This window comes from Yersinia frederiksenii ATCC 33641 (assembly GCF_000754805.1).
Taxonomy (GTDB): Bacteria; Pseudomonadota; Gammaproteobacteria; order Enterobacterales; family Enterobacteriaceae; genus Yersinia; species Yersinia frederiksenii.
The window spans coordinates 1,328,895-1,353,903 of the sequence record NZ_KN150731.1 but is presented as its reverse complement, the minus strand read 5'-3'; the positions used below and the strand labels follow the sequence as shown (position 1 = coordinate 1,353,903).

The window sequence follows — 25,009 nt, the reverse complement described above, 5'->3', positions numbered from 1 at the left end:
TATTCCACGGTAATGTAAGCATTTTAATAATATTACCCAGCATGGGTATAACGCCTTTAACATGAAGGAGGCGAATATATGGTCAGCGTTTTTGACATTTTCAAGATTGGTATTGGTCCATCCAGCTCCCACACCGTCGGCCCAATGAAAGCCGGCAAGCTGTTTACCGATGATTTAATCACACTAGGACATCTTCCTGCCGTCACCCGAATCACTGTTGATGTTTACGGCTCTTTGTCTCTTACTGGTAAAGGTCACCATACTGATATCGCCATTATCATGGGGCTAGCGGGGAACTTGCCCGATACCGTTGATATTGATGCAATACAAGGGTTTATCCGCGATGTAGAATCGCGGGGACGTCTGCTACTGGCCAATGGCAGCCATGAGGTTGATTTCCCGGCAATGGGCGGCATGAACTTCCATGAAACCAATTTGCCACTACATGAAAATGGCATGTCCATCAGTGCACACGCGGGTGATGACTGTATTTTTAGTAAAACCTATTACTCCATCGGCGGCGGGTTTATTGTCGATGAAACTCAGTTTGGTCAGCAAGATAGCCACGCAGTGGCCGTGCCCTATCCCTTCAATTCTGCCCGCGACCTGCAAAAACACTGTAAAGATACCGGCTTATCTTTATCGGGCTTAGTGATGCAAAATGAGTTGGCTTTGCACAGTAAAGCCGAGATAAGCGCGCACTTTGCGGCAATCTGGGATGTGATGCGTGCCGGGATTGAACGCGGTATTAATACTGAAGGTCTGTTACCCGGCCCGATGAAAGTGCCACGCCGCGCTGCTGCATTGCGCCGGATGCTGGTCACCACAGATAAGCATAATGCTGACCCAATGATGGTGGTTGATTGGATCAATATGTATGCCTTAGCCGTTAACGAAGAAAACGCGGCAGGTGGACGAGTGGTCACAGCACCAACCAATGGGGCTTGCGGTATTATTCCTGCGGTTTTGGCTTATTACGATAAATTCATTCGCCCAGTGAATGAAAACTCTTACAGTCGCTATTTCCTGGTTTCGGGGGTTATTGGTGCGCTGTATAAAATGAACGCATCCATTTCTGGCGCAGAAGTGGGGTGCCAGGGGGAAGTCGGGGTTGCCTGTTCAATGGCAGCAGCTGGTTTGGCTGAGTTAATGGGGGGTAGCCCTGCTCAGGTCTGTATCGCCGCTGAAATCGCCATGGAGCATAACCTAGGGCTGACCTGTGACCCTGTGGCTGGGCAAGTTCAGGTGCCTTGCATTGAGCGTAATGCCATTTCCGCCGTGCAGGCAGTTAACTCTGCTCGGATGGCGCTGCGTCGAACCAGTGAGCCAAGTGTCTGTCTGGATAAAGTCATCGAAACGATGTATGAAACCGGTAAAGATATGAACTCAAAATATCGCGAAACTTCTCGCGGTGGGCTGGCAATCAAGATCGTCGCCTGTAACTGATGCTCTCCGGGTCAAATCAGTGACTCGAGTGAGCCCCCGCGGCTAACCCCCCTGCGGCGTCAAATACGAAGGGTTTACCCAAAGGACTTGATGTTGCAGGTAGGCAGCAAGAGAGCGAATCCCGATGAGCTGACTCAAGTCAGTGACTCGGGTGAGCTCCCGCGGCTAACACCCCTGCGGCGTCAAATACGAAGGGTAATTGGGCGACTTGATAGCCGCCCTATTCAATCATCTTAAAATTAACCAAAAATCCCGCCAAACCACTGGTTAATTTTCATCATGACAAAATCCCAGATACGGCTAAAGAAGCCGCCCTCTTTGACTTCGTTTAATACCACCAGCGGTCGCTGATCGATAGTTTTGCCATCCAGCTGAAAATCTATCGTCCCCACCACCTGATGCTTTGCCAGCGGTGCGCGCAGTTCAGTCTGATCCAGCTTATAACTGGCTTTCAAATTCTTCATTTGCCCTTTCGGGATGGTGATGGCGGCATCTTGTGCAACACCAAGTTCAGCCTGCCCCGTGTCACCAAACCACACTTTTTGCGTCACAAAAGGTTTCGTGGCTTTAATCGGTACCACTGTTTCATAGAAACGGAATCCCCACGTCAGAAGTTTCTCACTTTCACTGAAACGCACTCTATCGCTGGGCGCACCTAACACCACAGAAATCAATCGCATTGGGCCGTCGGTCGCTGAAGCGACCAGATTATGCCCCGCCCCGGTGGTATAGCCGGTTTTCATCCCATCGACGTTGAGATTAGTATTCCATAACAGACGGTTACGGTTAATCTGGCGGATTTTATTAAAGGTAAATTCTTTCTCTTTGTGCAACGCATATTCTTCGGGCACATCACGGATTAGTGCTTGGCCTAATACGGCCATATCATGTGCGGTACTGTACTGCCCCGGTGCATCAAGCCCATGCACCGTCATAAAGTTGGTATTATTCAGCCCTAGTGCTTTGGCGTAATTATTCATCAAACCAACGAAACTATCCTGACTCCCCGCGATATAATCCGCCAATGCGATGCTGGCATCATTACCTGATTGAATAACAATACCTTTATTCAAATCGGACAATTTTACCTGATCGCCTGGTTTCAAAAACATCAGTGAAGAGCCACGTAAAGCCGGATTACCGGTAGCCCAGGCATCTTTCCCAACAGTAACTAAATCATCCGGATGAACTTTACCGGCTTTAATCGCCTGTCCAATCACATAGCTGGACATAATTTTGGTCAAACTCGCCGGGTCAAGGCGTTGGTCACTGTTCCCCTCAGCCAACACTTTCCCACTGTCATAGTCCATCAATACATAGGCTTTGGCATCTATCGCCGGAGCTGCCGGAGCGTCAGCCGCCTCAGCAGCAGGCAGTGCCAAAAGCAATAATCCGGCACTGAAAGAAAACTTTTTTATCTTAAACGGGAGGGTAAATTTCATCATGAGGTCGCCAGAGTATCCTTGCAAATAATCGGAAATAAGTGGTATTCCCAGAACAAACCACAGTCCAATTAGCGAAAAAGTCACATCTTTTCACTGATACTGAAATACTAGCTTAGTCATACTTCAGTACCTTTTCTAAATTTATCCCATTGCCGAGTCAATTGGGCATAGTTTTACGTTTTGTTTTGTAAAGATGTTCTTTTTCAATGAATATTGATGGCTAAACGGCTAACCATCTCCCTGTCTAAACGTCTTTACAGCTAAGCACCCAAACGTCTAAAAAACAATAATCATATTCCAAAAAGGAATATAAATGGGTTATTTGTTCTTTTTAGTGCCTAAGTCGCTAGCGCTATTATCCCGCCATAGGTTGTTAACCGAACCCACTCTTTTTTGGCTGGAGAAAATAATGGCTATCCCTCGCTCGGTGCTTGATCTTATCGGCCATACCCCCCTTTTGGAACTGACCCGCTTTGATACTGGCCCGTGCCAATTGTTTGTGAAGTTGGAAAATCAAAACCCCGGCGGTTCGATTAAAGATAGAGTCGCGCTGTCGATGATTGAACAGGCTGAACAAGATGGCCTGTTGCTGCCTGGTGGTACCATCATTGAAGCCACTGCAGGCAATACTGGCCTAGGGCTGGCGCTAGTGGCGGCACTCAAAGGCTACAAGCTGGTCTTGGTGGTACCGGATAAAATGAGTCAGGAGAAAATTTTCCATCTACGGGCGTTGGGCGCACAAGTGCTGCTCACTCGCTCTGATGTAGGTAAAGGTCATCCGGCTTATTATCAGGATTATGCCCTGCGTCTGGCACAGGAGATTCCCGGCGCTTTCTATATTGACCAGTTCAATAACCCAGCGAATCCGGCAGCTCACCGGACATCCACCGGCCCAGAACTGTGGCAGCAGATGGAGGAACAGATCGACGCCATCGTGGTAGGTGTCGGTTCAAGTGGCACCTTGAGTGGGTTGAGCCAATATTTTGCTGAGGTTTCGCCGACAACCGAATTTGTGCTCGCTGATCCCGCCGGTTCTATTTTGGCTGATTATGTCAACAGCTCGCAGATTAATGATGCGGGCAGTTGGTTAGTCGAAGGTATTGGTGAGGATTTCATTCCGCCGCTGAGCAATTTCTCTCAGGTAAAAAAATCCTATCAAATTGGTGATGCTGAGGCTTTCAACACCGCTCGCAGCCTATTACGCGAAGAAGGGGTTTTAGCTGGATCTTCCACCGGCACCTTGCTGGCTGCGGCACTGCGCTATTGCCGCGAGCAAACTACGCCTAAACGGGTCGTGACCTTTGTCTGTGACAGTGGAAATAAATACCTATCAAAAATGTTCAATGACTACTGGCTACTGGAGCAAGGTTTACTCAGTAAACCTCAACATGGCGATTTGCGCGATTACATCACTTACAGCCATCAGGATGGCGCGACAGTCTCGGTCACACCACAAGACACACTGGCAGTCGCTCATGCGCGGATGCGCTTGTATGACATCTCACAGTTACCGGTCTTAGACGGCGAAAAAGTGGTTGGTCTGATTGATGAGTGGGATCTCCTGAATGCAGTCAAAACCGATGCTACCCATTTTAAATTACCCGTCAGTACCGCCATGACACGTCAGGTTCATACACTGCAAAAAGAGGCGGATTACCACTCACTACTGGCCACTTTTAATGAGGGTCATGTCGCGGTGGTACTGGATGGTGAACACTTTCTGGGCCTAATTACCCGCACCGATGTCTTGAATACCTGGCGTCAAAAGCTGGCTTAACCTTCTCTTATTAAGGATTTTTACTATGGCAAAGTTCGATACTCTGACCGTCCACGCCGGTTATACCCCAGATAGTACCGGTGCCGTCATGCCCGCCATTTACGCGACATCCACGTTTGCACAACCGGCTCCCGGTGAACATACCGGATATGAGTACTCCCGCAGTGGTAACCCCACTCGTACTGCACTGGAAAAAGCCATTGCCGAACTGGAGGGTGGGATTCGTGGTTATGCCTTTGCTTCTGGTCTGGCGGCTTGTTCAACTGTGCTTGAACTGCTGGATCAAGGCAGCCATATCATCGCAGTTGATGATTTATATGGTGGCACGTACCGGTTGTTGGAGAAAGTGCGCAGCCGCACCGCCGGATTGCGCGTGACTTATGTCTCTCCTGCGGACACCGCGGCGCTGGAACAGGCCATTTTACCTGACACCAAAATGATCTGGGTGGAGACACCGACTAACCCATTGTTAAAGCTGGCCGACCTTGCTGCCATCGCTGAGATTGCCAAGAAGCACCACCTGATCACTGTGGCGGACAATACCTTTGCCTCGCCTTACATTCAGCGCCCTTTGGAATTGGGTTTTGATATTGTGGTGCATTCAGCCACCAAATATCTTAACGGCCATTCTGATGTGGTAGCCGGAGTGGCGGCAGTCGGGAATAACCCTGAGCTGGCTGAGCAGTTGGGCTTTTTGCACAACGCGGTGGGAGGGATTTTAGATCCATTTAGCAGTTTCCTGACATTGCGCGGTTTACGCACTCTGGCTCTGCGTATGGCACGACATAATCACAGTGCTCAGCGCATCGCTGAATGGCTTGAACAGCAGCCACAAGTGGAAAATGTGTATTATCCGGGACTGAAAAGTCATCCACAACATACCTTAGCAGCCAAACAGATGGCCGGTTTTGGTGGCATGATATCTGTCCGCTTGAAAGCGGATGATGCCTTTGCCCGCGCGGTGATTAAGCGCTCACATCTGTTTACCCTGGCCGAAAGTCTTGGTGGTGTCGAGAGCTTAATCAGCCAGCCTTACAGCATGACCCATGCTTCAATCCCCTTAGAAACCCGACTCAAACACGGCATTACCCCGCAATTACTGCGGTTATCCATCGGCATTGAAGATACGGAGGATTTGATAGCAGATTTAGCTCAAGCGCTAAACGGTTAATTTTTAACAAGAAATACGGTGGGAGTGGATGCCATTCCTACCGTGATATTTACAGAGCCAAAGACTAAACAGCTCTTTGCAATCTATGTTCACGCTCTTCAAAAATCAATTTTTCTATTGATTACTGTGCTGCAGAATCGGCCAGAGTACCTAAGAAATGGCCCCCCCACTGGCCTCATTAATAGATTCCCCATACAGCGCCCGTAAAGAGACTTCCGCTGTTCGTGGCAGGTTGGTTTGCTCTTTTTCCCAACGAGCCACCGTCTGAACATCTACACCGAGTAATGCCGCAAGTGCTTTCTGGGACATATTCATTTCAATACGTATAAAACGAATTTCATCGGCGGCTAAGGGGTTACAGCGGTTAACGAATATCTTGTCAATTAGACGATGTAAACCATCAACATCATCAATACTGGTAAACTGCTCACCATCAATAACATCACAGTGATAACCATTAGCCAACCATACCGTGGTTAAACCGCTCTCCGTATAGTGATACATGACTTTTTCTCTCTTACTTAATCATCACCGTGACAACAAACACTGGTGGGTCGTCCTCATGCCGTTTCAGTGCCGTCACTATTTCAATCGCATCACCCGTGGCAGTTTGGTGTGGTACCTCGATAAATCGGCTGTGTTTACTGGCAAAAACATGCAAAATTTGCCGCAGCGTGACACACCGTTCAGGCATCCTTTACTTAGCATGTCGGCTGATTCGAATATGACCAGTATGATTCATAGCCAAGTCGTTAACTATTTTTCGTGCTGAAATAGCGCTGAGCGGAAACTCCCTGACAGTCATTCCCGGATAACGTAAAGGTGTATTAGATTCCATTCATTCATCCCTCAATTTTGTACCTATCATTTTGATAGGTACAAAAGAGAACATCAGAATGGACAGAGAAGAAAAGAAATGAAAGAAAACAGTGGGAGATAAACAAAAAATAGCATGCAAAAACCTTAGCGCCGATGAGCCAGTGACCTGACCCACTTGTCACCCAGGCTTTGTACACCCTGAACCAGAATCACCAATATGATTAAAGTCGCAACCATCACTTCATTATTAAATCTTTGATAACCATAACGAATAGCCAAATCACCCAAGCCGCCACCGCCGATGACACCCGCCATAGATGAGAACCCCACTAGCATGACGATGGTTAAAGTTATCCCCGCCAACAAAGCGGGTAATGCTTCCGGCAACAACACTTTTTGGATCACATGCTGCGCAGAACCCCCCATAGATAAAATGGCCTCAATTCGCCCTTTATCAACCTCATCTAAAGCAGCTTCAACCACCCGAGCAAAAAACGGAATCGCCCCAAGGGTAATAGGCACAATGGCGGCGGTACTGCCCAGTGTCGTCCCGATAATCCAGCGGGTAATGGGAATTAATGCAATGAGTAACACTACAAATGGCATTGAACGCCCTAAATTCACTATGGCCCCTATTAAGGTATTTAGCCGAGGCGCAGGTAATACCCCATTAGTACGTGAAACAAATAATAATACTCCTAAAGGCAAACCAATCAGCACGGTAAAAAAGGTGGCAATCACCACCATATAAATGGTCTCTCCGGTAGCATTAGCGACCAGTGCCAGCAGATCCTGCCAACTCATGTGGTTGTTCATATCAACTCTGCCCTCACACCACGCTCATTAAGAAATTGTAGGACTTCTGCCAAATTCAACCCGCCGTCTGGGTGGCTGAAATCAACCTGCAAACGCCCGACTCGTTGCCCGCCAATCGATTCCACTCCGCCCCCGAGCAAAGTGACGCCTACAGCATGTTGGTGTGCCAATTCACTTAGCACCGGCGAGGCTGCTAACGTATCAAAGAAGGTAAGCTCCGCCACCGGTGTGCCGGATAAAGAAGCCGGACCACGGGCGGGTAGTAACGAGCGCCCTAAACGGGAGTGAGGAGAAGCCAGTAAATCCGCAATAGCGCCGGTTTCGGCCACCCGCCCACGTTCAAGTAACGCCGCGTTATCACAGATAGATTTCACCACATCCAACTCATGGGTAATCAGCACGATGGTTAACCCCAACTGGCGATTAATATCGCTGAGCAGTGCCAATATAGAGGCGGTTGTTTCTGGGTCCAGTGCACTGGTAGCCTCGTCAGATAGTAGATATGAAGGCTTTGCCGCCAGCGCCCTGGCAATACCTACACGCTGCTTTTGCCCTCCGGATAACTGAGAGGGGAAAGCATGGGCTTTATCACTCAATCCCACTAAATCTAATAACTCTGCGACACGTTTTTGGCGCTGCGGTTTAGGCATGCCAATAATTTCCAAACCCACAGCAATGTTGTCCCAGACATTACGCGAATGAAGTAAGTGAAAATTCTGGAAGATCATGCCGATATTTTGTCGCTGTACACGTAACTCACGATCAGAAAGTGTGGTTAATTCGCGACCATCAACCTGAATACGGCCCGAAGTGGGCCGTTCCAATAAATTAAGGCAGCGGATTAAGGTACTTTTACCTGCCCCGCTGCGGCCAATAATCCCGAACACCGAGCCGGTCGGGATCTCAAGCGAGACCTCCTCCAGGGCCACCATCGGCAGCCCTCCCTGCGGATAGGTTTTACTCAGGCGTTCGATGCTAATCATGATTTAATGCCTGCCACTGGGATAACTGAACCGGCATATTTCTCAGTGATAAACTTCGCCACTTCTGGCGATTGTAAATCTTTCGCCAGTTGTTTGATGCGCGGGTCAGTTGCCAATGCTGGCGTGGTGACCAGAATATTGGCATAAGGGTTACCGGTAGCTTTCTCCAGCCCCAATGCATCCTTTGCCGGGCTTAACCCAGCCTCTAGTGCATAGTTGCCATTAATCACAGCTAAATCAACATCATCTAAAGAACGTGGAATCTGCGGTGATTCAATCTCCAAGATTTTTAGGTGTTTTGGATTGCTGGCAATATCTTTAGGTGTTGCCTGATTTTTAGCCGGATCGGTAAAGCCCGGTTTCAAGGTGATCAGCCCCTGATCTTGCAATAAATAGAGTGCACGGCTAAGGTTCGTGACGTTGTTTGGCACGGCCACCGTGCCATTCTCCGGCACATCGGCCAAGGTTTTGTGTTTATGAGAATAGACGCCGAGTGGCTCAATATGTACTACGGCGGCAACAGCAAATTTCTGCCCCAGCGCCTGCTCTTGTGAGTGCAAGTAAGGAACATGCTGGAAGTAGTTGGCATCCACATCTCCGTGCGCTAACAACTCATTGGAGTTCACACCATTGGGGATCTCAATGACTTTCAGATTTAACGATGGGTCCAGTTTTTGTACAAATTGCAGAATTTCTGCATGAGGAACAGGATCTGCGGCTACCCGCAGTGCGTCAGCGGCCTGCGCTGATAACGTAAAAGTGGAGCCCAACGCGGTCAGTAATGCCACACGAATCCAGCCAGAAACAGGTTTCTTAGTCATGATTATCATCCCAAAAATAAGTTTTTATCATTAATTAACCCAACGCTATTGGGTTGGTTTCAAGAGCCAAGGGTTTCCGGGTAATAACGTTCGGCCACATCCGGATGCGAGCGCAAACGCCCTTTGAGATAATTAAGCCCGACGTCACGAAACAGCGGGTTGTGCGGATCACTGGCTGGCCCACGAGCTTCAAGCGCCAAAGAGTCCGGCAGTTGATACAATGGCACCACGGCATCCAGGCGCGCACCGAGGAAAAAAGCGATAGACAGGCGGTCAGAGCCCGCAGGTGGGGTTTCCACCCGATGTACTGTGGCGCGTAAATATCCATTACTGGCCAGCTCCAGCAACTCACCAATATTGACGACAAAGGTGCCGTCCTGCGGAAGCGCATCAATCCAGCGGCCCTCTTCCACTTCCACCTGCAAACCACGTTGTTGGTCTTGCAATAAAAAGCTCAGAAAACCTGAATCCTTATGAGCTCCGACTCCCTGTCCGCTTTGTGTGGTTTCTCGCCCCGGATAGCGAATAAGCTTGATATGCTCGTTGGGTTTATCACCATATAGCTCATCAAAGGCGTTTTCATCCAAGTTCAATGCCAGAGCAAAAGCGCGCAGCAAGCGCAGAGCCATACCGGTCATTTCCCGCTGCCATTGCAACAATGCGGGTTTTAGCTCGGGTAATCCTTCGGGCCACTGATTGGGGCCTTGCAGCCGCGTCCAACTTGGCGTGCCGGGGGTTTGCGGTAATGGCGTTCGCTCAGCACCGATATCAAACTGTTCGCGCCAATCGGGCTGACCGCGCGTAAGCTCAGAAGCCGCGCGGTTATAGCCGCGAAAATGCGGGGAGCGCACCATGGCGACCGCCCGTTTTTCTTCATCTGGCAGTGCAAAGAATTCACGTGAAAGGGTTTGGATCTGCTTGAGTAGTGCGGGGTCAATTCCATGTCCGGTAAGATAGAAAAAACCAATATCGCGGGCGGCATGGCGTAAGGCGCTCAAGAATGCCTGACGTTCAGTGTCACTGCCATTCAGCAATGAAAGGTCCAATAAAGGCAATGTATTCGCGGATACGGCATTAACGGCAGATTGATGAGTAAATAATTGATTGCTTAAGGGTTGATGACTCATTTTTCACTCCAGAATGTTCAGTTGGCTGCTTTTTTTGCTCAGAACCAATGAAGACTGGACAACCATACAAACGAAGAATCAGCATAATCAGCTCCATAGCTGTAAGGGGTGAAAGTTGTTTTAAGCGCGTTATCGACTAGATATTTAACAATCTATATCCAAACGATATAAACAATTAACACCCAAATCCCTCAGCACACCAATATCAATCCGTTCTATGTTATTTCTTTCATTTTTATCCCAGAGATCTTTGCCCAATCGATTTCAAGTTGGTGCGGCAACCCATTTGAACTCCGTGTGTGCTGTTCCATTAAGTCAGCCTCAGAGAGTTGCGATAACTCAATGAGTTGGAAGAGTGATGGCAAACGATTACCGTACGATGAGATAAATGAAATAGATTTCATTGTTCTGTCTTATTTGCCGACTAATCTACTTAACTTCCCTATTTGGGTAGAAAGTATTAGGTTAACGGTTGATAGTTGTTTTTCCGGTGGGGAATTTTCTGATGTCCAGCACACGCACTGTTAAGTTTCACTTCATTCGATTTATCTACCTGGAGGTGGCTTAATGGATTTGGCCCTGTTTGACCTTGATGAAACACTGATAAGCGATGACAGCTCTGGCCTATGGCTGCGTTGGTTAGTTGATGAGGGGCTGGCGCCTATCGAACTGGCAGAACAAGAACAATATTTAATGAAGCAGTATTATCAAGGCAGCCTATCGATGTCCTGTTATATGGAGTCAACGTTGTCTCCCTTGATTGGTAAACATCCGTCTGAAGTGGCTGGCTGGGTGGCGCGTTTTATTGAGCGTGATATTTTGCCGCGTATTTACCCGCAAGCTAGAAAATTGCTCACCTGGCACCGTAATCGTGGCGATTACATTGTCATTATTTCAGCTACTGGCGAGCATTTGGTCACGCCAATCGCCCAGCATTTCTCTGCTAATGCGGCCTTGTCTATCGGGGTTGAAGTGGAAAATAACCGCTACACTGGCAAGACATACGGCACCCTGACTTATCGTGAAGGTAAAGTCGATCGGTTGAAACAGTGGCTCGCAGAGTCACCCCAGTTAGATTTCCAGCACACTTATGGCTACAGTGACTCCATCAATGACAAACCGCTGTTGGAATATGTCGATCGCGCTGCAGTTATCAATCCGGGAAACGAATTAGTTGATTTGGCAATTTTGCATGACTGGGATATCCATCATTGGCAACGGCGTTAAATAAAAAGGGGGGTTATATGCTGACGGTCTGGGGTCGGAACAATTCGACCAATGTCAAAAAAGTGCTGTGGTGTTTGGAAGAGTTAGGTATCCGCTATGAGCGAATTGATGTGGGTGGTCAGTATGGCCAGCTCGATGAGCCACTTTATCGCACATTGAACCCAAATGGCCTAATCCCTTGCTTACAAGATGACGATTTTATTTTGTGGGAATCCAATACAATTGTGCGCTATTTGGCAGCGCAATATGGCGAAGATACTCTTTATCTACCAGATGCACGGCAACGAGCCAGTGCCGAAAAATGGATGGATTGGGCGTCGTCCAGTGTCGTGGAGCCATATAAGGCAGTATTTCATGGGCTTGTACGCACTGCACCTGAACAGCAAGATAAAGTGAAAATAGCTCAAGGTATTGAGCAACTGAATAGATTGATGACAATTGCTGATGCGGCCCTGAGCAAGCAAGCCTATCTTTCTGGTGATCAGTTCGGTATCGGTGATATTCCGTTAGGGTGCCAGGCCTATGCCTGGTTTAATATGCAGATTGAGCGCCCGGAATTACCGCACTTACAGCGTTGGTATCAACAGCTGGCACAGAGACAGGCATTCCAGAAAGTGATAGATATTGGTCTGAGCTAATGAAGCCGCAGGGGCAGCCAATATCGCTAACCCCTGCAACATCAAATCGCCGCAAGTTGGCAGCCAGCGAACTCATCCCGACGAGCCGACTCAAGTCAGTGACTCGGGTGAGTCAGTGCAGCTAACCCCCTGCGACACCAAGGACAAAGGGGAATTAGAAATCGTAGCTCGCCCCAACCATATAACGACGCCCATCCAGCACTTTATCGTTAACTTCAATATCCACACGTTTATCCAGCACGTTGTAGACGCCGCCCATTAGACGGAACTCTTTGGTCAGTTGGTAGTTGGCCCCAACATCAACAAAAGTATAAGACGGGGTTTGGGTACCCATACTGGTACGGTCAAGATATTCCGAGGTTTTACCCCGGTAGTTTGCCCGAATCCAGGTGGCCAATTCTTCACTCGCTTGCCAGTTCAGTGTGCCGTTCAGCATATGTTTCGGCATCTGATTCAGTGGCTGACCAGAGAACTGCCCGCTCTTCTGCTCAGATTGAGTAAAGGTATAGTTGGACGTCAGTGACCACTCTTTATTGATATCCCAGCCGAAGGTGGCTTCCACACCGCGCGTCATGGCTTTATCCACGTTGGTACGGTCACTAATAAACTTATAGCTGGTGCCATTAATCATACACTGGCCGGACGCATTACCCGTGGTATCCGTACAGCGGCGGACTTCGGTGATTTTATCTTTAAAATCAGTATTAAATAGCGTAACACCGGCATTCATCCCTTCCTGATCATCCCAGAGAATGCCAATTTCCTGGCTGATGCTTCTTTCTGGTTTCAGGTTGGCATTACCAATAATGATCGCTGGATCACCACGACCACCGGTGATTTGCCCCCAGTTTTCAGTGGCCTGACGCAAATCAGGTGAACGATAGCCACCGGACACCCCGCCTTTTAATGTCCATTGCTCTGCCAGATGCCAGACCCCATATAAACGTGGTGTCCAGTGAGTGCCATAGTTTTCATCCTGATCCATGCGGATGCCGCCGGTCAGGGCAAAATCATTGGTCATCTGCCATTCATCTTCAGCAAATAGTGCCCAACTCCAGCGCGTCAATTTGGTCAAATCACTCGCTGATACTAATTGGTTGCCTTCATCATATAATTCTTCGTAACGATATTGGCCGCCAAGAATTAATGTGTGGCTATCGAATAGGAATGAAGTTTGGCTATTAAAGACATTATCGACACTTTTCATTTCGCGCGATGGATTGCGGGTTTCGTCACGCTGAACATAGCTGGTTGAATTACCAAAATCATAATAGCCGTGATGAGTAATCGCATAATTATTGCGGTCATATTGCACATCACTACTTTTGCCATTTAATGCCACTGAGCGCCCAGCAGTAGAATTTCTGTCTTGCACATAATGACCAATATCAAAATCAAGTTCGTTCTTGTCATCTGGGGTCAGGGTAAATGTCGCTGCACCATTTCTTAGACGCTGCTCATTATATCCATCGATAATTTTATCTTCACTACGATGAGAAAGCAGACCGCTGACTTTTAATCCCAGTAAACCGTCAATTAATGGGCCAGAGGCATAGGCATTAGTTTGATAAATATCACCAGATTTAGAATCTTCTTGCAAAGTTGCATCAGCACGCACGGTTCCGTGCCACTCTTTGCCCACTTTGCGGGTAATAACGTTAATGACCCCACCCATGGCATCTGAGCCATATAAAGAGGACATCGGGCCGCGAACCACCTCAATGCGCTCAATAGCCGCCAATGGTGGTAACCAGCCCTGTTCAATACCTGAACCATCGCTATTTGGCCGTGTGCCTCGGGTATCAACCCGTTTACCATCCACCAGAATCAAGGTGTATTTCGCGGCCATACCACGAATACTGATATCACTGTGACTACCGCCGCCCGTCACTACCACGCCCGGAACATCTTTCAGTGCATCAGTAATATCACGATAAGCTTTATTTTCTATTTGCTCGCGGGTCACAACAGAAATAGACGCTGCTGAGTCTTGAATTCGTTGCTGGAAGCCGGTTGCCGTGACTACCATGGTATCTGTTGTTGTGGTATTGGTTTCAGCGGCATATGCCTGAGATGAGATAATTGTCGCTATTACCAATGCCGCAGCATTAGATTTCCTAAAACTCTTATTGGCCTTCGCCATTATACGTTCTCCATGAGATATAAATTTACTCAGAGCCTTTCCATCAGGTTCTTTTTGCCTGCAGCGATACCGCCTGACGGGCAGGTGACAAATATTATTTTTATACAAATCGGCAATAGCTCACCAAAGCAGCAATAGCGCTTCCAACAATTCCTGCTTAATACATAATTTTTATTTTATGAAATCAGTTACTGCTCAAATATATGCCTTACATCACAGTGCGGATGCACCGCGTGAAATAAGGCATGAAAACAAGCAGTCGACAATCGCCAACACCAACACGCTCATAATTAATAGGCGGTGACGTACAATATTCTTATAACGGCCCATAACGCTGACATCAGTTTGCTGCGGCGTGTCTGTCATGGGTTCAGTCAATACACTCATTTAAGTCTGCTACCTGCCATGGCCATTATTAGTCTCAAGGAGTGTCAGCAGAACGCTCTTCAGACTCACGCGACCCAATGCCCTTTACACTTTCTGATCAGATGGCGCTAACAATAAAGCAAACGATAATACTTATCAATAAGATTACTATAACTGATTTCATATAATTATATTTAACTGCTTGTTTTATAAAATTATTTAATCAATAGGGTTAATTTTACCCATGGCAGAATGAGGGAGTGAAGGGGAAGTTAACGAAAATATTTGCAGGAGATCGAGCAGATAACACTCATTTTGAGGACGTAAAAAAGGGCGATAACATTATCGCCCTTCTCTCATGATGTCGTTGCGTTAGTCAGAAATCAGTACCGACTTTTTTGGTTCTTGCTCATCATGGCTCTCATCACGCCATTTAGGGAATTCCATATCTTGGTATTTGATTACCCGAGTACCACGGGTCAGCTTAAAGCCAAACCAAATGACCAAGAACAATGGAATACCAATGTAGGTGGCGGTGACGCCATACCAGTCAATACGATCTTGCAGGAATGCCTGATAGTTCTGACCCAAAGTAATGATCAAGCACAGCACAAAAGCAAAAATCGGCCCTAATGGGAAGAAACCTGACTGATAAGGTAAGTCATTCAAATCACGGCCCTGCATCATATAACCGCGACGGAAACGGTAATGACTGATGGCAATCCCCAACCAGGCAATAAAGCCCGTCATCCCTGAGGTATTAAGCAACCACAGATAGACAGTTTGGTTACCAAACATCGAGCTCAAGAAGCACAAGCCAGCCACTACAGTCGTCGCATAGAGTGCATTACGCGGTACACCGCCGCTAGAAAGCTTGGCGAAAATACGCGGTGCCTTACCTTCTGAAGCCAGCGTAAACAACATACGGGTTGAAGCATACATCCCTGAGTTACCTGCGGATAATACCGCCGTCAGGATAACCGCATTCATCACCGCAGCCGCTGACAACAGACCTGCATTCTGGAATACCAAGGTGAATGGGCTGACACTGATATCTTTAACATCATTACGTAACAAACTTGGGTCGGTGTACGGAATGATCAAACTGATAATAAGGATAGCGAAGATATAGAACAGCAAAATACGCCAGAACACTTTGCGCACCGCACGTGGAATGTTCTTGCCCGGATCTTTTGACTCGCCCGCAGCAATACCGATAAGTTCAGTCCCCTGGAAAGAGAAACCGACAATCATTGCCACCCCGATCATGGCGGAGAAACCACCGGCAAACGGTGCATCGCCAATAGTCCAGTTGTGCCAACCAGCACTCTCGCCGCCCTTCATGATGCCGCTTATCATCATCACGCCCACAATGATGAAGATAATCACTGTGGTCACTTTAATCAGTGAGAACCAGTATTCCGCTTCACCAAAGCCTTTTACTGATATCCAATTCAGTAAAAACATCAGGCCGAGGAACAACGCACTCCAGATCCAGCCTGGGGTGTCCGGGAACCAGTAATTCATCACTAATTGTGCGGCAACCAAGTCAACGGCAATAGTCACCGCCCAGTTGTACCAGTAGTTCCAGCCGAGGGCGAAGCCGAAGCCTTCCTCAACATATTTTGAGCCGTAAGTCGAGAATGAACCGGATACCGGCATAAATGCCGCCAGTTCACCCAGGCTGGTCATCAAGAAATAAACCATCAGGCCAATCAATGCATAGGAGAGCAATGCTCCACCTGGGCCTGCCTGTGATACCGTCGCCCCTGAGGCCACAAATAGACCGGTACCAATTGAACCACCGATAGCGATCATGGCTAGATGCCGTGATTTAAGCTCTCGGCGTAAGCGCTGTGCACCCTGCTGCGCTGGGATTTTAGTATGTTGCTGAGTCATTCTTACCCTAATCCGCCCTTAAAAATGAGGCGGGATTGTAACAAATCCCACCGGCTCTGTTAGTAACAATGCGCTGATATAAGATACCTTCATGATCCCAGCCCAATTATTAGCAAAAGCTCAATTGTCAGAATAAGCTCATACTGACAGGGTATTCAGGCCACAATCCCCTTTTTAACTGGCGTAAAACACTTAAAATCCTCCCTACTCTGTTGCTAATACACTGGTCGAGTTTAAGTCTCTTCCTGACAGTAACTCAGAAAACGTTGCAAAGCATTGGAGATGTGTTTTTGCCGATGATGAATCAGATATAGCGTGCGAAAGAGGGGGGGTAAAGGGATGTTAAGCGCGACCAGTTCACCGTTGGCGAGTTGATCAGCAATAACCTGACGCGATAAACAGCTGATCCCCATGCCGTAACGCACTGCCCGCTTAATGGCCTCTGAGTTCCCCAGTTCCATGACTAATTTAAAATGCGGCAATTTTGCCAACAGCAAATGGTCGAGCACTTCTCTTGTACCTGAGCCTCGCTCTCTTAAGATCCAAGCCGCATCGGCGAGCTCATCCAAGGTCAGCATTTTATGACATAGCGGATTATCAGGAGCCGCAAACACCACCAATTCATCTCGTTGCCAAGCCTGTGTCAATAGCTCTGGCATGTGGCACGGCCCTTCAATCAGCCCCAGATCTCCGCGAAAATCAGCTACAGCTTCAATGACATCCTGGGTATTACCAATATTCAGTTCCAGCGGCGTGCCAGGAAAATCACGCCGATACTTGGCAATCATGCCCGGCAACATATAGTTGCCAATAGTGCTACTGGCCGCAATGCGGAGTGCACCTAAATCCTGTAAGAAAAGTTGTTCTATTTCAATCGACTGATCGAGTAGCGCACGCGCTTTGGGGTAAAGCAGACGCCCATGCTCATTGGTCACTAAACGCTTACCGACCCTATCAAAAAGTTGCACCCCTAATTGCCCTTCCAAATCCGCCAAGGCGGCGCTGACTGCCGATTGTGAAAGCGCCAGCACAACCGATGCCTGGGTGGTGGAGCCGCTCTTTAGCACCTCAGTAAAGACTTCAAGTTGACGTAAGGTTATGTGCATAACGGTCTCTGTAGTAAAAAATGGAGGACGCTATCATCACTCTGTTCGTCAGTTGCCAGATGAGAGGAGCTAATGTCTACCCAAAGTAATTGCTGACGAAAGGATTATATAGCCTCAATTACCGTATAAGACTAACACCTTTGAGTAAAATCGGGAGGTTATCAGGGATCAAATTAAGCAGCGAAAATACTATTTATTATCATCTGAACGAAAGAATAGCCGATAAACCATTGCCACAAGCACGCAAACAACCATGTTTAAAATCAACCACATAACCAGAAGATAGCTAAAGGTATGTGATAATGGGATGCCACGCTCGGCCTTGAACGGATTAAAATGTGGCAAAGACGCTATATGGAAAGGATTCAAGTTATATAACTTGAAAAAATAAGCGACTAAATAAGGTGGGATCAATAAATAAATAAGTGGTGCAATCACCAATATCACCCAAAGCGACTTTTCTGGTTTTATCTTCTTCATATTAAAACCTTATATTGCTGATTAAATGTTGCAACTGTAACGCCGATGCTTGCTCTCCCCGCCGCCGCCGCCAACCATCTGCAGGTTGTTCCGATGCTTTAGTCCGATTAGGGCGAGTATTAGTTAATTGAACCTTTTACTTTATCAACATACTCTTCTCGTGATGTGGTAACTCATTGTATATATTCAGTATAAATATCATTAATTAGCGTTTAAATAAGAATATTATCAATGTCCCCCTCACATCTTAAATAAATAGATTCACTTAACTTATTGAGGTTTTACTTATGAATAATCCTATTAAATATCTACTACTTTCGTTAACTGTTTCGGTTATTCCTTGGTCCGCAAATGCTTGTGAGCTCGCAGGATTAAGTGAAGACGAATGTATCACGGCCTGTCTACAACCAGAAGTCGAGGACTACAACGCCTGCATGCTGGGAGGAACACCCAATCCGCATGACCAGACCACGTCTCCAGTCACCGGGCAAACAGAGCAGCCAGCTTCCTCATAAGAGGATTATCAGGCATACACTCTTCTGTATGCCTGCATCATTTATAGCAGACCCGCCGACTGACAACGTTTTCTAACCCCCACTTACCAGTTATATCGATTGATTATAAATATATAATGAATTTATCTATTATGTCGCAAATAGGTAAACTAGGCACAATCTTTACAGGACATAGGAGATAACATGGCGACTTCTCATATTAAAGGACTCTCCCAACCACAGCAGTTTACTCTAACCCGCTATATCCCTGGGTTGGTATTAACCGGTGTGCTTACAGGGGTAGCACTTGAAGTGGGTGATATGCCGTGGTTTATCAATATGGGGCTAGGAGCCCTAACTCTGGCTATTCTATTCGGTATTGTCGTGGGCAATACATTATACCCATGGGTACAGCCAGTCTGTGCTGATGGGGTGGTGCTTGCCAAACAGCATTTGCTGCGTCTGGGGATCATTTTGTATGGTTTCCGGCTGACTTTTCAGCAAGTTGCTGATGTCGGTGCTACCGGGATGGTTATCGACCTTTTAACCTTAAGTTCGACTTTTATATTGGCATGCTGGCTGGGTAAACGCATATTTGGCTTGGACCAGCAAACTGTGATGCTGATTGGTGCCGGTAGCAGTATTTGTGGTGCTGCGGCAATCATGGCGACAGAGCCGGTGCTGAAAGCCGATGCCAGCAAAGTCGCGGTGGCAGTAGCAACCGTGGTGATTTTCGGGACGTTGGCTATTTTTGTTTACCCTTGGCTGTATCAGTTAAACCTGCATTATCAATGGCTGCCATTGAGTCAGGAAACCTTTGGTATTTTTGCCGGTTCTACAATTCATGAAGTGGCGCAGGTCGTGGCTGCAGGCCATGCGATGGGACCTGATGCTGAAAATGCGGCGGTTATCACCAAAATGATCCGCGTCATGATGCTAGCCCCCTTCTTGCTGTTACTTTCAGCTTATTTGGGCCGCAGCAGCATGAAAACCCACGGTGAAAAGCGTGAGAAAAGTGCCATCACCATTCCGTGGTTTGCAGTGATATTTATTCTGATGGCCGGTTTCAACTCGCTCAACTTGCTGCCAGCAGCATGGGTTAACCATCTGATTGCACTGGATACTATCTTATTGGCGATGGCAATGGCGGCATTAGGGTTAACCACCCATGTTGGCTCTATTCGTCAGGCAGGGATAAAACCGCTATTACTGGCTTTAATACTGTTTGTCTGGTTGTTGGTCGGTGGTACCGGCATCAACTTACTGGTTCAGCATTTTGCCGCATAACACTTCTTGTTCAAGGGCTGCATTAGCAGCCCTTCTCTTTCCCTACACTTTATCTCATTCAATCATGCCGCTATCAATGCCATAATGCCCCGGTCATCAAAGGAGAATGGAATGAAATTTGTCGGTGCACATGTTAGCGCAGCGGGTGGTGTCGATCAGGCGGTGATTCGGGCACACCAACTTGAGGCTACTGCCTTTGCCCTGTTTACCAAGAATCAACGTCAATGGCGCGCCGCGCCACTGGCAGAAGAGGTTATTGAGAAATTTAAACAGGCCTGCGAGCAGTACGGCTACACTTCCGCTCAAATCCTGCCTCACGACAGCTATCTGATTAACCTTGGTCACCCGGTTACCGAGGCACTGGAAAAGTCCCGTGAAGCTTTTATCGATGAGATGGTGCGTTGCCAGCAACTGGGGTTGTCATTACTGAATTTCCATCCCGGCAGCCATTTACTGCAAATTGATGAAGATAAATGCCTGGCTCGTATCGCCGAATCCATCAATATTGCACTGAATGCCACTGAAGGGGTCATTGCGGTGATTGAAAATACCGCCGGTCAAGGCAGCAATCTTGGTTTTAAGTTTGAGCATTTGGCCGCCATTATCGATGGCGTAGAGGATAAAAGCCGTGTCGGTGTTTGTATTGATACCTGCCATGCCTTTGCTGCCGGTTATGATTTGCGCACTGAAGAGGATTGTCAGCGCACTTTCGCCGCACTGGGGGATATCGTGGGCTTCCAATATCTGCGAGGCATGCATCTTAATGATGCCAAAAGTGAATTTAACAGCCGCGTTGACCGCCACCACAGCTTGGGTGAAGGCAATATCGGTAAAACCGTGTTCAGTTATATTATGCGCGACTCGCGTTTTGATAATATCCCGCTGATTCTGGAAACGGTCAATCCGGATATCTGGGCTGAAGAGATAGCCTGGTTGAAATCGCAGGCGGAAGTTTAACAGCGTAGCATTCAGCAGATAAAAAAAACCGGCACTTGAGGCCGGTTTTTTTATGAACAGTGCAGCTTGAGCACCTGATTAATTCTAAACTTAAGCCACTTTTGCTACTGCAGCATCAGGACGTTTCAGCATCGCATACAAACCACCGGCCAAGACTGTACCGGCAATAATCGCCACCAGATACAGCAGTACCGGATGAATCGCCCCTGGAATTAACAGCACAAACAGACCACCGTGTGGTGCCATCAGCTGTGCGCCGAATGCCATAGAGAGTGCGCCAGTCAATGCGCCACCGGCGATACAGCACGGCAAGACACGCATTGGGTCACGCGCTGCAAAGGGAATCGCACCTTCAGAGATAAAGCACAGACCCAGTACCAGCGCCGCTTTGCCCCCTTCTTGCTCGCCTTTATCGAACTTATGACGCGCCAGCAGTGTTGCCAGGCCCATTGCCAACGGTGGCACCATTCCCGCCGCCATGATTGCCGCCATTGGTGCATAAACAGAGGAACTCAGCAGTGCCACCCCAAAGGCGTAAGCAGCTTTGTTCACCGGCCCACCCATATCGGTACACATCATGGCACCCAAAATGGCTCCCAGCAGTACCGCATTCGCGGTGCCCATGGATTGCAGCCAGTTAGTCAGGCCAGTCATGATTTTTGCCACCGGCGTACCGACCACATAAATCATCACCAAACCCACAATCAGGCTAGCCACCAGCGGAATAATCAATATTGGCTTAAGCGCTTCCATACTTTGCGGCAAACGCAGCTTAGTACTGATAGCTTTGGCTACATAACCGGCCAGGAAACCGGCAATAATACCGCCAAGGAAACCGGCACCGGTGCTGACGGCTAACATACCGCCAATCAACCCCGGCGTCAGACCCGGACGGTCAGCAATTGAGAAGGCGATGAAGCCCGCTAACACTGGCACCATCAAGGCGAAAGCCGAACCGCCACCAATTTGCATCAAGGCCGCAGCCAAGGTGCCTTTGACTTCAAAGGCTTTAATACCGAACACGAAGGAGAGTGCAATACACAGGCCACCAGCAACCACCATTGGCAACATGTAAGATACACCGGTCAGCAGATGGCGATATGGGCCACCCGTTTCTGTTTTCTTCACCCCAGTGCTGCTACCGGTTTTCGCTTGATAAACTTCAGCTTCAACCAAGGCTTTATCCAGCTCCTGTGCAGTTTTCTTCAGGGCCAGGCCGGTGGTAGTGCGGTACATCGGTTTACCGGCAAACTTATCCAGATCCACTTCGATGTCAGCCGCCACAATCACTAAATCGGCTGCGGCCACTTCTTCTGCTGTAATTGCATTACCTGCGCCAACGGAACCACGGGTTTCAACTTTTACCCACCAGCCGCGTTTCTTCGCTTCACTTTCAATAGCTTCAGCGGCCATAAACGTGTGAGCTACGCCCGTAGGGCACGCAGTGATCGCCACAATACGTTTAGGCGCGGTCGCTGACGATGTGGCTGGTGTAGCAGTAACAGCGGCTTGATAAGGTGTCGCCTGCGCAATCGCCTGGGCTAAAAAACCTTCCGGGTCGCGTACCGCTTTTTCCACCTCACCGAGATAGACTTTTTTACCATTTAGCGCAGCATCAGCCGGGATGGATTGCCCTGCGACAATCACCAACTCGGCATCCGCGGCCTTATCAACCCAGCTCAGTCCTGCTTTTGCCGCCGCAGCACCCAACATCAGTGTCGCAAGGTGGCCTCTGGCCTGCCCGAGCGAACTGTCTATTATTAGTAGCGTTTTCATTTCGCCTCCGGAGATCAATTAAAGGGTTTCAGGTCAACTTTCGCCATCATGGCTGCCAACTGCGGGCGATCCGTAATACCAACATTGCTCTGACTGACTGCCAAAGCAGCGACAGCTGTTGCCAAACGCAGCGTGTGTTCGCTGGATTCGCGCATCAACAGCCCATAGATCAAGCCACCGACCATTGAGTCGCCAGCACCCACAGTGCTAACCACTTCACAAGCCGGCGGTTTTGCCAACCATGCACCAGAGGCATTAACCCACAGCGCCCCTTCAGCCCCGAGCGAGATAACCACGTGAGCAATCCCCTCATCACGCAGTGCGTGCGCGGCTGCGACTACATCACTCAGTTCTGGTAATGGGCGACCGGCCCAAATCTCCAGTTCACGGCGATTGGGTTTTACCAACCATGGCGAGGCTTTCAGGCCTGCCACCAGTGCTTCACGGCTGCTGTCGAAAATAATGCACGGGCATTGGCTACGTAGGCGCTTCATCCAGTCGGTAAAGTCATCAGGATTAACACCAGCGGGCAGACTGCCGCTGACGGCAACCATGTCGAATTGCCCCAACCAGCTCAATGAGTCGGTCACGAAGCGATCCCAATCCGGTTTAGTCACTTCAAAGCCGGAGAAGTTAAAGTCAGTGACTTCGCCATCTTTTTCAGTCAGTTTGACGTTAATGCGGGTACGGCCCGGCACCACCTGAAAACGGTTAGCGATACCCAGCTCACTGAATAGCAGTTGGAAGCCGTCTTGGTTATCTTTGCCCAGGAAACCACCGACAGTGACATCAATGCCTAAATCTTTCAGTACCTTGGCAACATTGATGCCTTTACCTGCGGCATGTAGACCGGCTGTTTTCACTAAGTTAACTTCACCACGTTCAATTTCCGGGCAGAAACCGACCAGATCATAAGCTGGGTTCAGTGTGATAGTTGCGACTCTTCTGCTCATGCTGCCCCCTCGCCCAAACCGGCGGAGATAGCTTCACCAATGGCATCCAATGCTGCTTGTGCATCTTCACCGCTGGCGGTAAAGCGCAGGCGATTGCCTTTTTTAACCCCTAAAGCCACAACTTTCATCAGACTACGTCCATTAGCGGGTTTACCGGTGCCGTCCAAATTGGCCACGGTGATTTCACTGGTAAACTGTTTGATTGTATTGACTAAGATCGTCCCTGGGCGCGCATGTAACCCATGTTCATTGCGGATAACAAACTCAGCGCTTAATACTTCGTTCTGCTCGACATACTCGCTGGTCAGCAGCGCCAACAGGGCCGCCGCATCCGCGTTCAGCAACACGTCAGCTTTTTTCGCCAATAACAGGTCGCTTAAATAGTTCAGCACCGAGAGCGGCTGGTCATCGGCAACCGACAATGTCAGCAGCAGGGCCACTTTCTCTCCGTTATGCTCAAATGCAGTGGCCGGGCGGCTTACCGTCGCGGCACTGACCAAATTGCCTTCAGTGCTGTCACTCAGCCAAATGCCCTGCCCCAGATTCAGTGGCTCACGGGTAATCACATCACTAACAAAGCGAGCATCAACCGCCCCTATTTGTTGTAAGCGGCCCGCATTCAGCGCTTGCAGCGTGATCAGATTGTCCGCCGCAACATCCAGTGCAATCAGTGAAGTGTCAAAGTGGAATTCCGCGGTTTTTTGCTCGCCCATCAGCAAACTGCGTAACTCTTCAGCTGACGTGGTTTTTGCCAACTTCGCAGCAACAGCATCATCACTTAATACATGTGTTAGCTGACGCAGTAAGGCCAGATGTTCGTCAGAGCGCGCAGCAATACCGATAACGATATAGGCCGTTTGATCTTCGCCCCACGCGATACCTTGCGGGAATTGGAAAACCTGTACGCCAGTGTTCAGCACCAAGTCACGGGTATCAGTGGTACCATGTGGGATAGCAATGCCATTACCCAGATAAGTCGAAGTTTGCTGCTCACGGGCCAACATGCCATCGACATAGGCGGCGGCAACACAGCCTGCCTGAGTCAACGCAGCCGCGACCTGGGTGATAGCCTCGTTTTTACTGCCTGCTTGTGCAGCCAGATGGATATCTTTGGTTGATAACTGGAACATTATGTCTCCTCTCTGCTGAAATTGAATCGTTTCAGCTTTAGTGAGAAAAAGGAGCGTTACCCTTTATCATCTGGTGACGAGATAACGCTGAAACGTTTCAAGGAGTGTGTTTCCGACTAAGAATATATGCAAGTTTTCTGCTTTTATT

The 25,009-nt window shown here is 48.4% G+C and carries 22 protein-coding genes and 1 pseudogene; 8 read left to right on the top strand and 15 right to left on the bottom strand.

Annotated elements, in window-relative coordinates; all coding sequences use genetic code 11:
* The first annotated feature begins 78 nt into the window (after positions 1-78).
* The gene (locus DJ58_RS15640) at positions 79-1,446 is read left to right on the top strand and encodes an L-serine ammonia-lyase (RefSeq protein WP_004710789.1); all 1,368 of its coding nucleotides are present in this window, start codon (positions 79-81) and stop codon (positions 1,444-1,446) included.
* A gap of 239 nt (positions 1,447-1,685) precedes the next feature.
* On the opposite strand, the gene DJ58_RS15645 is transcribed toward DJ58_RS15640, so the two are convergent.
* Positions 1,686-2,891: a serine hydrolase gene (locus DJ58_RS15645; RefSeq protein WP_004710791.1), complete on the bottom strand. Its 1,206-nt coding sequence runs from the start codon at positions 2,889-2,891 to the stop codon at positions 1,686-1,688.
* Positions 2,892-3,300: 409 nt separating this feature from the next.
* Between DJ58_RS15645 and DJ58_RS15650 the strand changes: the two genes are divergently transcribed.
* Positions 3,301-4,668, top strand: coding sequence for a pyridoxal-phosphate dependent enzyme (locus DJ58_RS15650; protein ID WP_032911510.1), 1,368 nt, complete (start codon positions 3,301-3,303; stop codon positions 4,666-4,668).
* A 25-nt stretch (positions 4,669-4,693) separates the two neighbouring features.
* Positions 4,694-5,839 (top strand): trans-sulfuration enzyme family protein, encoded by a 1,146-nt coding sequence (locus DJ58_RS15655; protein ID WP_004710795.1) that lies wholly within the window; start codon positions 4,694-4,696, stop codon positions 5,837-5,839.
* 150 nt (positions 5,840-5,989) lie between these two features.
* On the opposite strand, the gene DJ58_RS15660 is transcribed toward DJ58_RS15655, so the two are convergent.
* From DJ58_RS15660 to DJ58_RS15680, 6 genes are all read right to left on the bottom strand, one after another.
* Positions 5,990-6,343 carry a helix-turn-helix domain-containing protein gene (locus DJ58_RS15660; protein WP_004710797.1) on the bottom strand — a complete coding sequence of 118 codons (354 nt, stop codon included), beginning with the start codon at positions 6,341-6,343 and terminating at the stop codon, positions 5,990-5,992.
* A 13-nt stretch (positions 6,344-6,356) separates the two neighbouring features.
* Positions 6,357-6,533: a hypothetical protein gene (locus DJ58_RS23855; RefSeq protein ID WP_004710799.1), complete on the bottom strand. Its 177-nt coding sequence runs from the start codon at positions 6,531-6,533 to the stop codon at positions 6,357-6,359.
* 269 nt (positions 6,534-6,802) lie between these two features.
* Positions 6,803-7,474, bottom strand: coding sequence for a methionine ABC transporter permease (locus DJ58_RS15665; protein WP_032911512.1), 672 nt, complete (start codon positions 7,472-7,474; stop codon positions 6,803-6,805).
* Positions 7,471-8,457, bottom strand: coding sequence for a methionine ABC transporter ATP-binding protein (locus DJ58_RS15670; RefSeq protein WP_032911514.1), 987 nt, complete (start codon positions 8,455-8,457; stop codon positions 7,471-7,473). The genes DJ58_RS15665 and DJ58_RS15670 overlap by 4 nt, the downstream gene beginning before the upstream one ends.
* Positions 8,454-9,278, bottom strand: a complete 825-nt coding sequence (locus tag DJ58_RS15675; RefSeq protein WP_004710802.1) for a MetQ/NlpA family ABC transporter substrate-binding protein — start codon at positions 9,276-9,278, stop codon at positions 8,454-8,456. The genes DJ58_RS15670 and DJ58_RS15675 overlap by 4 nt, the downstream gene beginning before the upstream one ends.
* A gap of 59 nt (positions 9,279-9,337) precedes the next feature.
* Positions 9,338-10,405, bottom strand: a complete 1,068-nt coding sequence (locus tag DJ58_RS15680) for an isopenicillin N synthase family dioxygenase (protein WP_004710804.1) — start codon at positions 10,403-10,405, stop codon at positions 9,338-9,340.
* 567 nt (positions 10,406-10,972) lie between these two features.
* On the opposite strand from DJ58_RS15680, the gene DJ58_RS15685 reads away from it, so the two are divergent.
* Both DJ58_RS15685 and DJ58_RS15690 read left to right on the top strand, forming a co-directional pair.
* Positions 10,973-11,632 (top strand): HAD family hydrolase, encoded by a 660-nt coding sequence (locus tag DJ58_RS15685; RefSeq protein ID WP_004710810.1) that lies wholly within the window; start codon positions 10,973-10,975, stop codon positions 11,630-11,632.
* A gap of 17 nt (positions 11,633-11,649) precedes the next feature.
* Positions 11,650-12,270 (top strand): glutathione S-transferase family protein, encoded by a 621-nt coding sequence (locus tag DJ58_RS15690; RefSeq protein WP_004710812.1) that lies wholly within the window; start codon positions 11,650-11,652, stop codon positions 12,268-12,270.
* 154 nt (positions 12,271-12,424) lie between these two features.
* On the opposite strand, the gene DJ58_RS15695 is transcribed toward DJ58_RS15690, so the two are convergent.
* The 5 genes and pseudogenes from DJ58_RS15695 to DJ58_RS15710 form a co-directional block, all read right to left on the bottom strand.
* Positions 12,425-14,413, bottom strand: coding sequence for a ligand-gated channel protein (locus DJ58_RS15695; RefSeq protein WP_004710814.1), 1,989 nt, complete (start codon positions 14,411-14,413; stop codon positions 12,425-12,427).
* Positions 14,414-14,665: 252 nt separating this feature from the next.
* Positions 14,666-14,800 (bottom strand): annotated as a pseudogene (locus DJ58_RS23355) (iron ABC transporter permease); the annotation flags it as partial.
* Between the two features lie 351 nt (positions 14,801-15,151).
* Positions 15,152-16,678, bottom strand: a complete 1,527-nt coding sequence (locus tag DJ58_RS15700) for an amino acid permease (protein WP_004710817.1) — start codon at positions 16,676-16,678, stop codon at positions 15,152-15,154.
* Between the two features lie 233 nt (positions 16,679-16,911).
* Positions 16,912-17,784 (bottom strand): DNA-binding transcriptional regulator YeiE, encoded by an 873-nt coding sequence (gene yieE, locus DJ58_RS15705; RefSeq protein WP_032913207.1) that lies wholly within the window; start codon positions 17,782-17,784, stop codon positions 16,912-16,914.
* 189 nt (positions 17,785-17,973) lie between these two features.
* The gene (locus tag DJ58_RS15710; RefSeq protein ID WP_032911516.1) at positions 17,974-18,264 is read right to left on the bottom strand and encodes a hypothetical protein; all 291 of its coding nucleotides are present in this window, start codon (positions 18,262-18,264) and stop codon (positions 17,974-17,976) included.
* Between the two features lie 287 nt (positions 18,265-18,551).
* Here DJ58_RS15710 and DJ58_RS23350 point away from each other — a divergent pair, with 287 nt between their 5' ends.
* From DJ58_RS23350 to nfo, 3 genes are all read left to right on the top strand, one after another.
* The gene (locus DJ58_RS23350) at positions 18,552-18,779 is read left to right on the top strand and encodes a hypothetical protein (RefSeq protein ID WP_138070076.1); all 228 of its coding nucleotides are present in this window, start codon (positions 18,552-18,554) and stop codon (positions 18,777-18,779) included.
* Between the two features lie 183 nt (positions 18,780-18,962).
* On the top strand, positions 18,963-20,045 hold the full coding sequence (locus tag DJ58_RS15715; RefSeq protein ID WP_004710819.1) for a YeiH family protein: 1,083 nt from the start codon (positions 18,963-18,965) through the stop codon (positions 20,043-20,045).
* Between the two features lie 111 nt (positions 20,046-20,156).
* Complete coding sequence (gene nfo / locus DJ58_RS15720; protein WP_004710820.1) at positions 20,157-21,002, top strand: deoxyribonuclease IV; 846 nt, start codon at positions 20,157-20,159, stop codon at positions 21,000-21,002.
* Positions 21,003-21,092: 90 nt separating this feature from the next.
* Here the strand turns inward: nfo and fruA are convergent, their stop codons facing one another.
* The 3 genes from fruA to fruB are packed head-to-tail and all read right to left on the bottom strand — an operon-like array spanning position 21,093 to position 24,861.
* Entirely contained in the window at positions 21,093-22,778 is a 1,686-nt protein-coding gene (gene fruA / locus DJ58_RS15725; RefSeq protein WP_004710821.1) for a PTS fructose transporter subunit IIBC, read from the bottom strand.
* Between the two features lie 14 nt (positions 22,779-22,792).
* The gene (fruK, locus tag DJ58_RS15730; protein ID WP_032911517.1) at positions 22,793-23,731 is read right to left on the bottom strand and encodes a 1-phosphofructokinase; all 939 of its coding nucleotides are present in this window, start codon (positions 23,729-23,731) and stop codon (positions 22,793-22,795) included.
* On the bottom strand, positions 23,728-24,861 hold the full coding sequence (gene fruB, locus DJ58_RS15735) for a fused PTS fructose transporter subunit IIA/HPr protein (RefSeq protein WP_004710823.1): 1,134 nt from the start codon (positions 24,859-24,861) through the stop codon (positions 23,728-23,730). Before fruB ends, fruK begins: the two co-directional genes overlap by 4 nt.
* Positions 24,862-25,009 lie beyond the last annotated feature (148 nt).

Excerpts from the sequence above, each read along its gene's own strand:
- DJ58_RS15645 (WP_004710791.1), bottom strand. The coding sequence starts at position 2,891 with ATGATGAAATTTACCCTCCCGTTTAAGATAAAAAAGTTTTCTTTCAGT.
- fruB (WP_004710823.1), bottom strand. The coding sequence starts at position 24,861 with ATGTTCCAGTTATCAACCAAAGATATCCATCTGGCTGCACAAGCAGGC.
- DJ58_RS15675 (WP_004710802.1), bottom strand. The coding sequence starts at position 9,278 with ATGACTAAGAAACCTGTTTCTGGCTGGATTCGTGTGGCATTACTGACC.
- DJ58_RS15640 (WP_004710789.1), top strand. The coding sequence starts at position 79 with ATGGTCAGCGTTTTTGACATTTTCAAGATTGGTATTGGTCCATCCAGC.
- DJ58_RS15700 (WP_004710817.1), bottom strand. The coding sequence starts at position 16,678 with ATGACTCAGCAACATACTAAAATCCCAGCGCAGCAGGGTGCACAGCGC.
- DJ58_RS15715 (WP_004710819.1), top strand. The coding sequence starts at position 18,963 with ATGGCGACTTCTCATATTAAAGGACTCTCCCAACCACAGCAGTTTACT.
- fruK (WP_032911517.1), bottom strand. The coding sequence starts at position 23,731 with ATGAGCAGAAGAGTCGCAACTATCACACTGAACCCAGCTTATGATCTG.
- DJ58_RS15710 (WP_032911516.1), bottom strand. The coding sequence starts at position 18,264 with ATGAAGAAGATAAAACCAGAAAAGTCGCTTTGGGTGATATTGGTGATT.
- DJ58_RS15685 (WP_004710810.1), top strand. The coding sequence starts at position 10,973 with ATGGATTTGGCCCTGTTTGACCTTGATGAAACACTGATAAGCGATGAC.
- DJ58_RS15665 (WP_032911512.1), bottom strand. The coding sequence starts at position 7,474 with ATGAACAACCACATGAGTTGGCAGGATCTGCTGGCACTGGTCGCTAAT.
- DJ58_RS15670 (WP_032911514.1), bottom strand. The coding sequence starts at position 8,457 with ATGATTAGCATCGAACGCCTGAGTAAAACCTATCCGCAGGGAGGGCTG.
- yieE (WP_032913207.1), bottom strand. The coding sequence starts at position 17,784 with ATGCACATAACCTTACGTCAACTTGAAGTCTTTACTGAGGTGCTAAAG.
- DJ58_RS15650 (WP_032911510.1), top strand. The coding sequence starts at position 3,301 with ATGGCTATCCCTCGCTCGGTGCTTGATCTTATCGGCCATACCCCCCTT.
- DJ58_RS15655 (WP_004710795.1), top strand. The coding sequence starts at position 4,694 with ATGGCAAAGTTCGATACTCTGACCGTCCACGCCGGTTATACCCCAGAT.
- DJ58_RS15690 (WP_004710812.1), top strand. The coding sequence starts at position 11,650 with ATGCTGACGGTCTGGGGTCGGAACAATTCGACCAATGTCAAAAAAGTG.
- DJ58_RS15695 (WP_004710814.1), bottom strand. The coding sequence starts at position 14,413 with ATGGCGAAGGCCAATAAGAGTTTTAGGAAATCTAATGCTGCGGCATTG.
- nfo (WP_004710820.1), top strand. The coding sequence starts at position 20,157 with ATGAAATTTGTCGGTGCACATGTTAGCGCAGCGGGTGGTGTCGATCAG.
- DJ58_RS23855 (WP_004710799.1), bottom strand. The coding sequence starts at position 6,533 with ATGCCTGAACGGTGTGTCACGCTGCGGCAAATTTTGCATGTTTTTGCC.
- DJ58_RS15680 (WP_004710804.1), bottom strand. The coding sequence starts at position 10,405 with ATGAGTCATCAACCCTTAAGCAATCAATTATTTACTCATCAATCTGCC.
- fruA (WP_004710821.1), bottom strand. The coding sequence starts at position 22,778 with ATGAAAACGCTACTAATAATAGACAGTTCGCTCGGGCAGGCCAGAGGC.
- DJ58_RS23350 (WP_138070076.1), top strand. The coding sequence starts at position 18,552 with ATGAATAATCCTATTAAATATCTACTACTTTCGTTAACTGTTTCGGTT.
- DJ58_RS15660 (WP_004710797.1), bottom strand. The coding sequence starts at position 6,343 with ATGTATCACTATACGGAGAGCGGTTTAACCACGGTATGGTTGGCTAAT.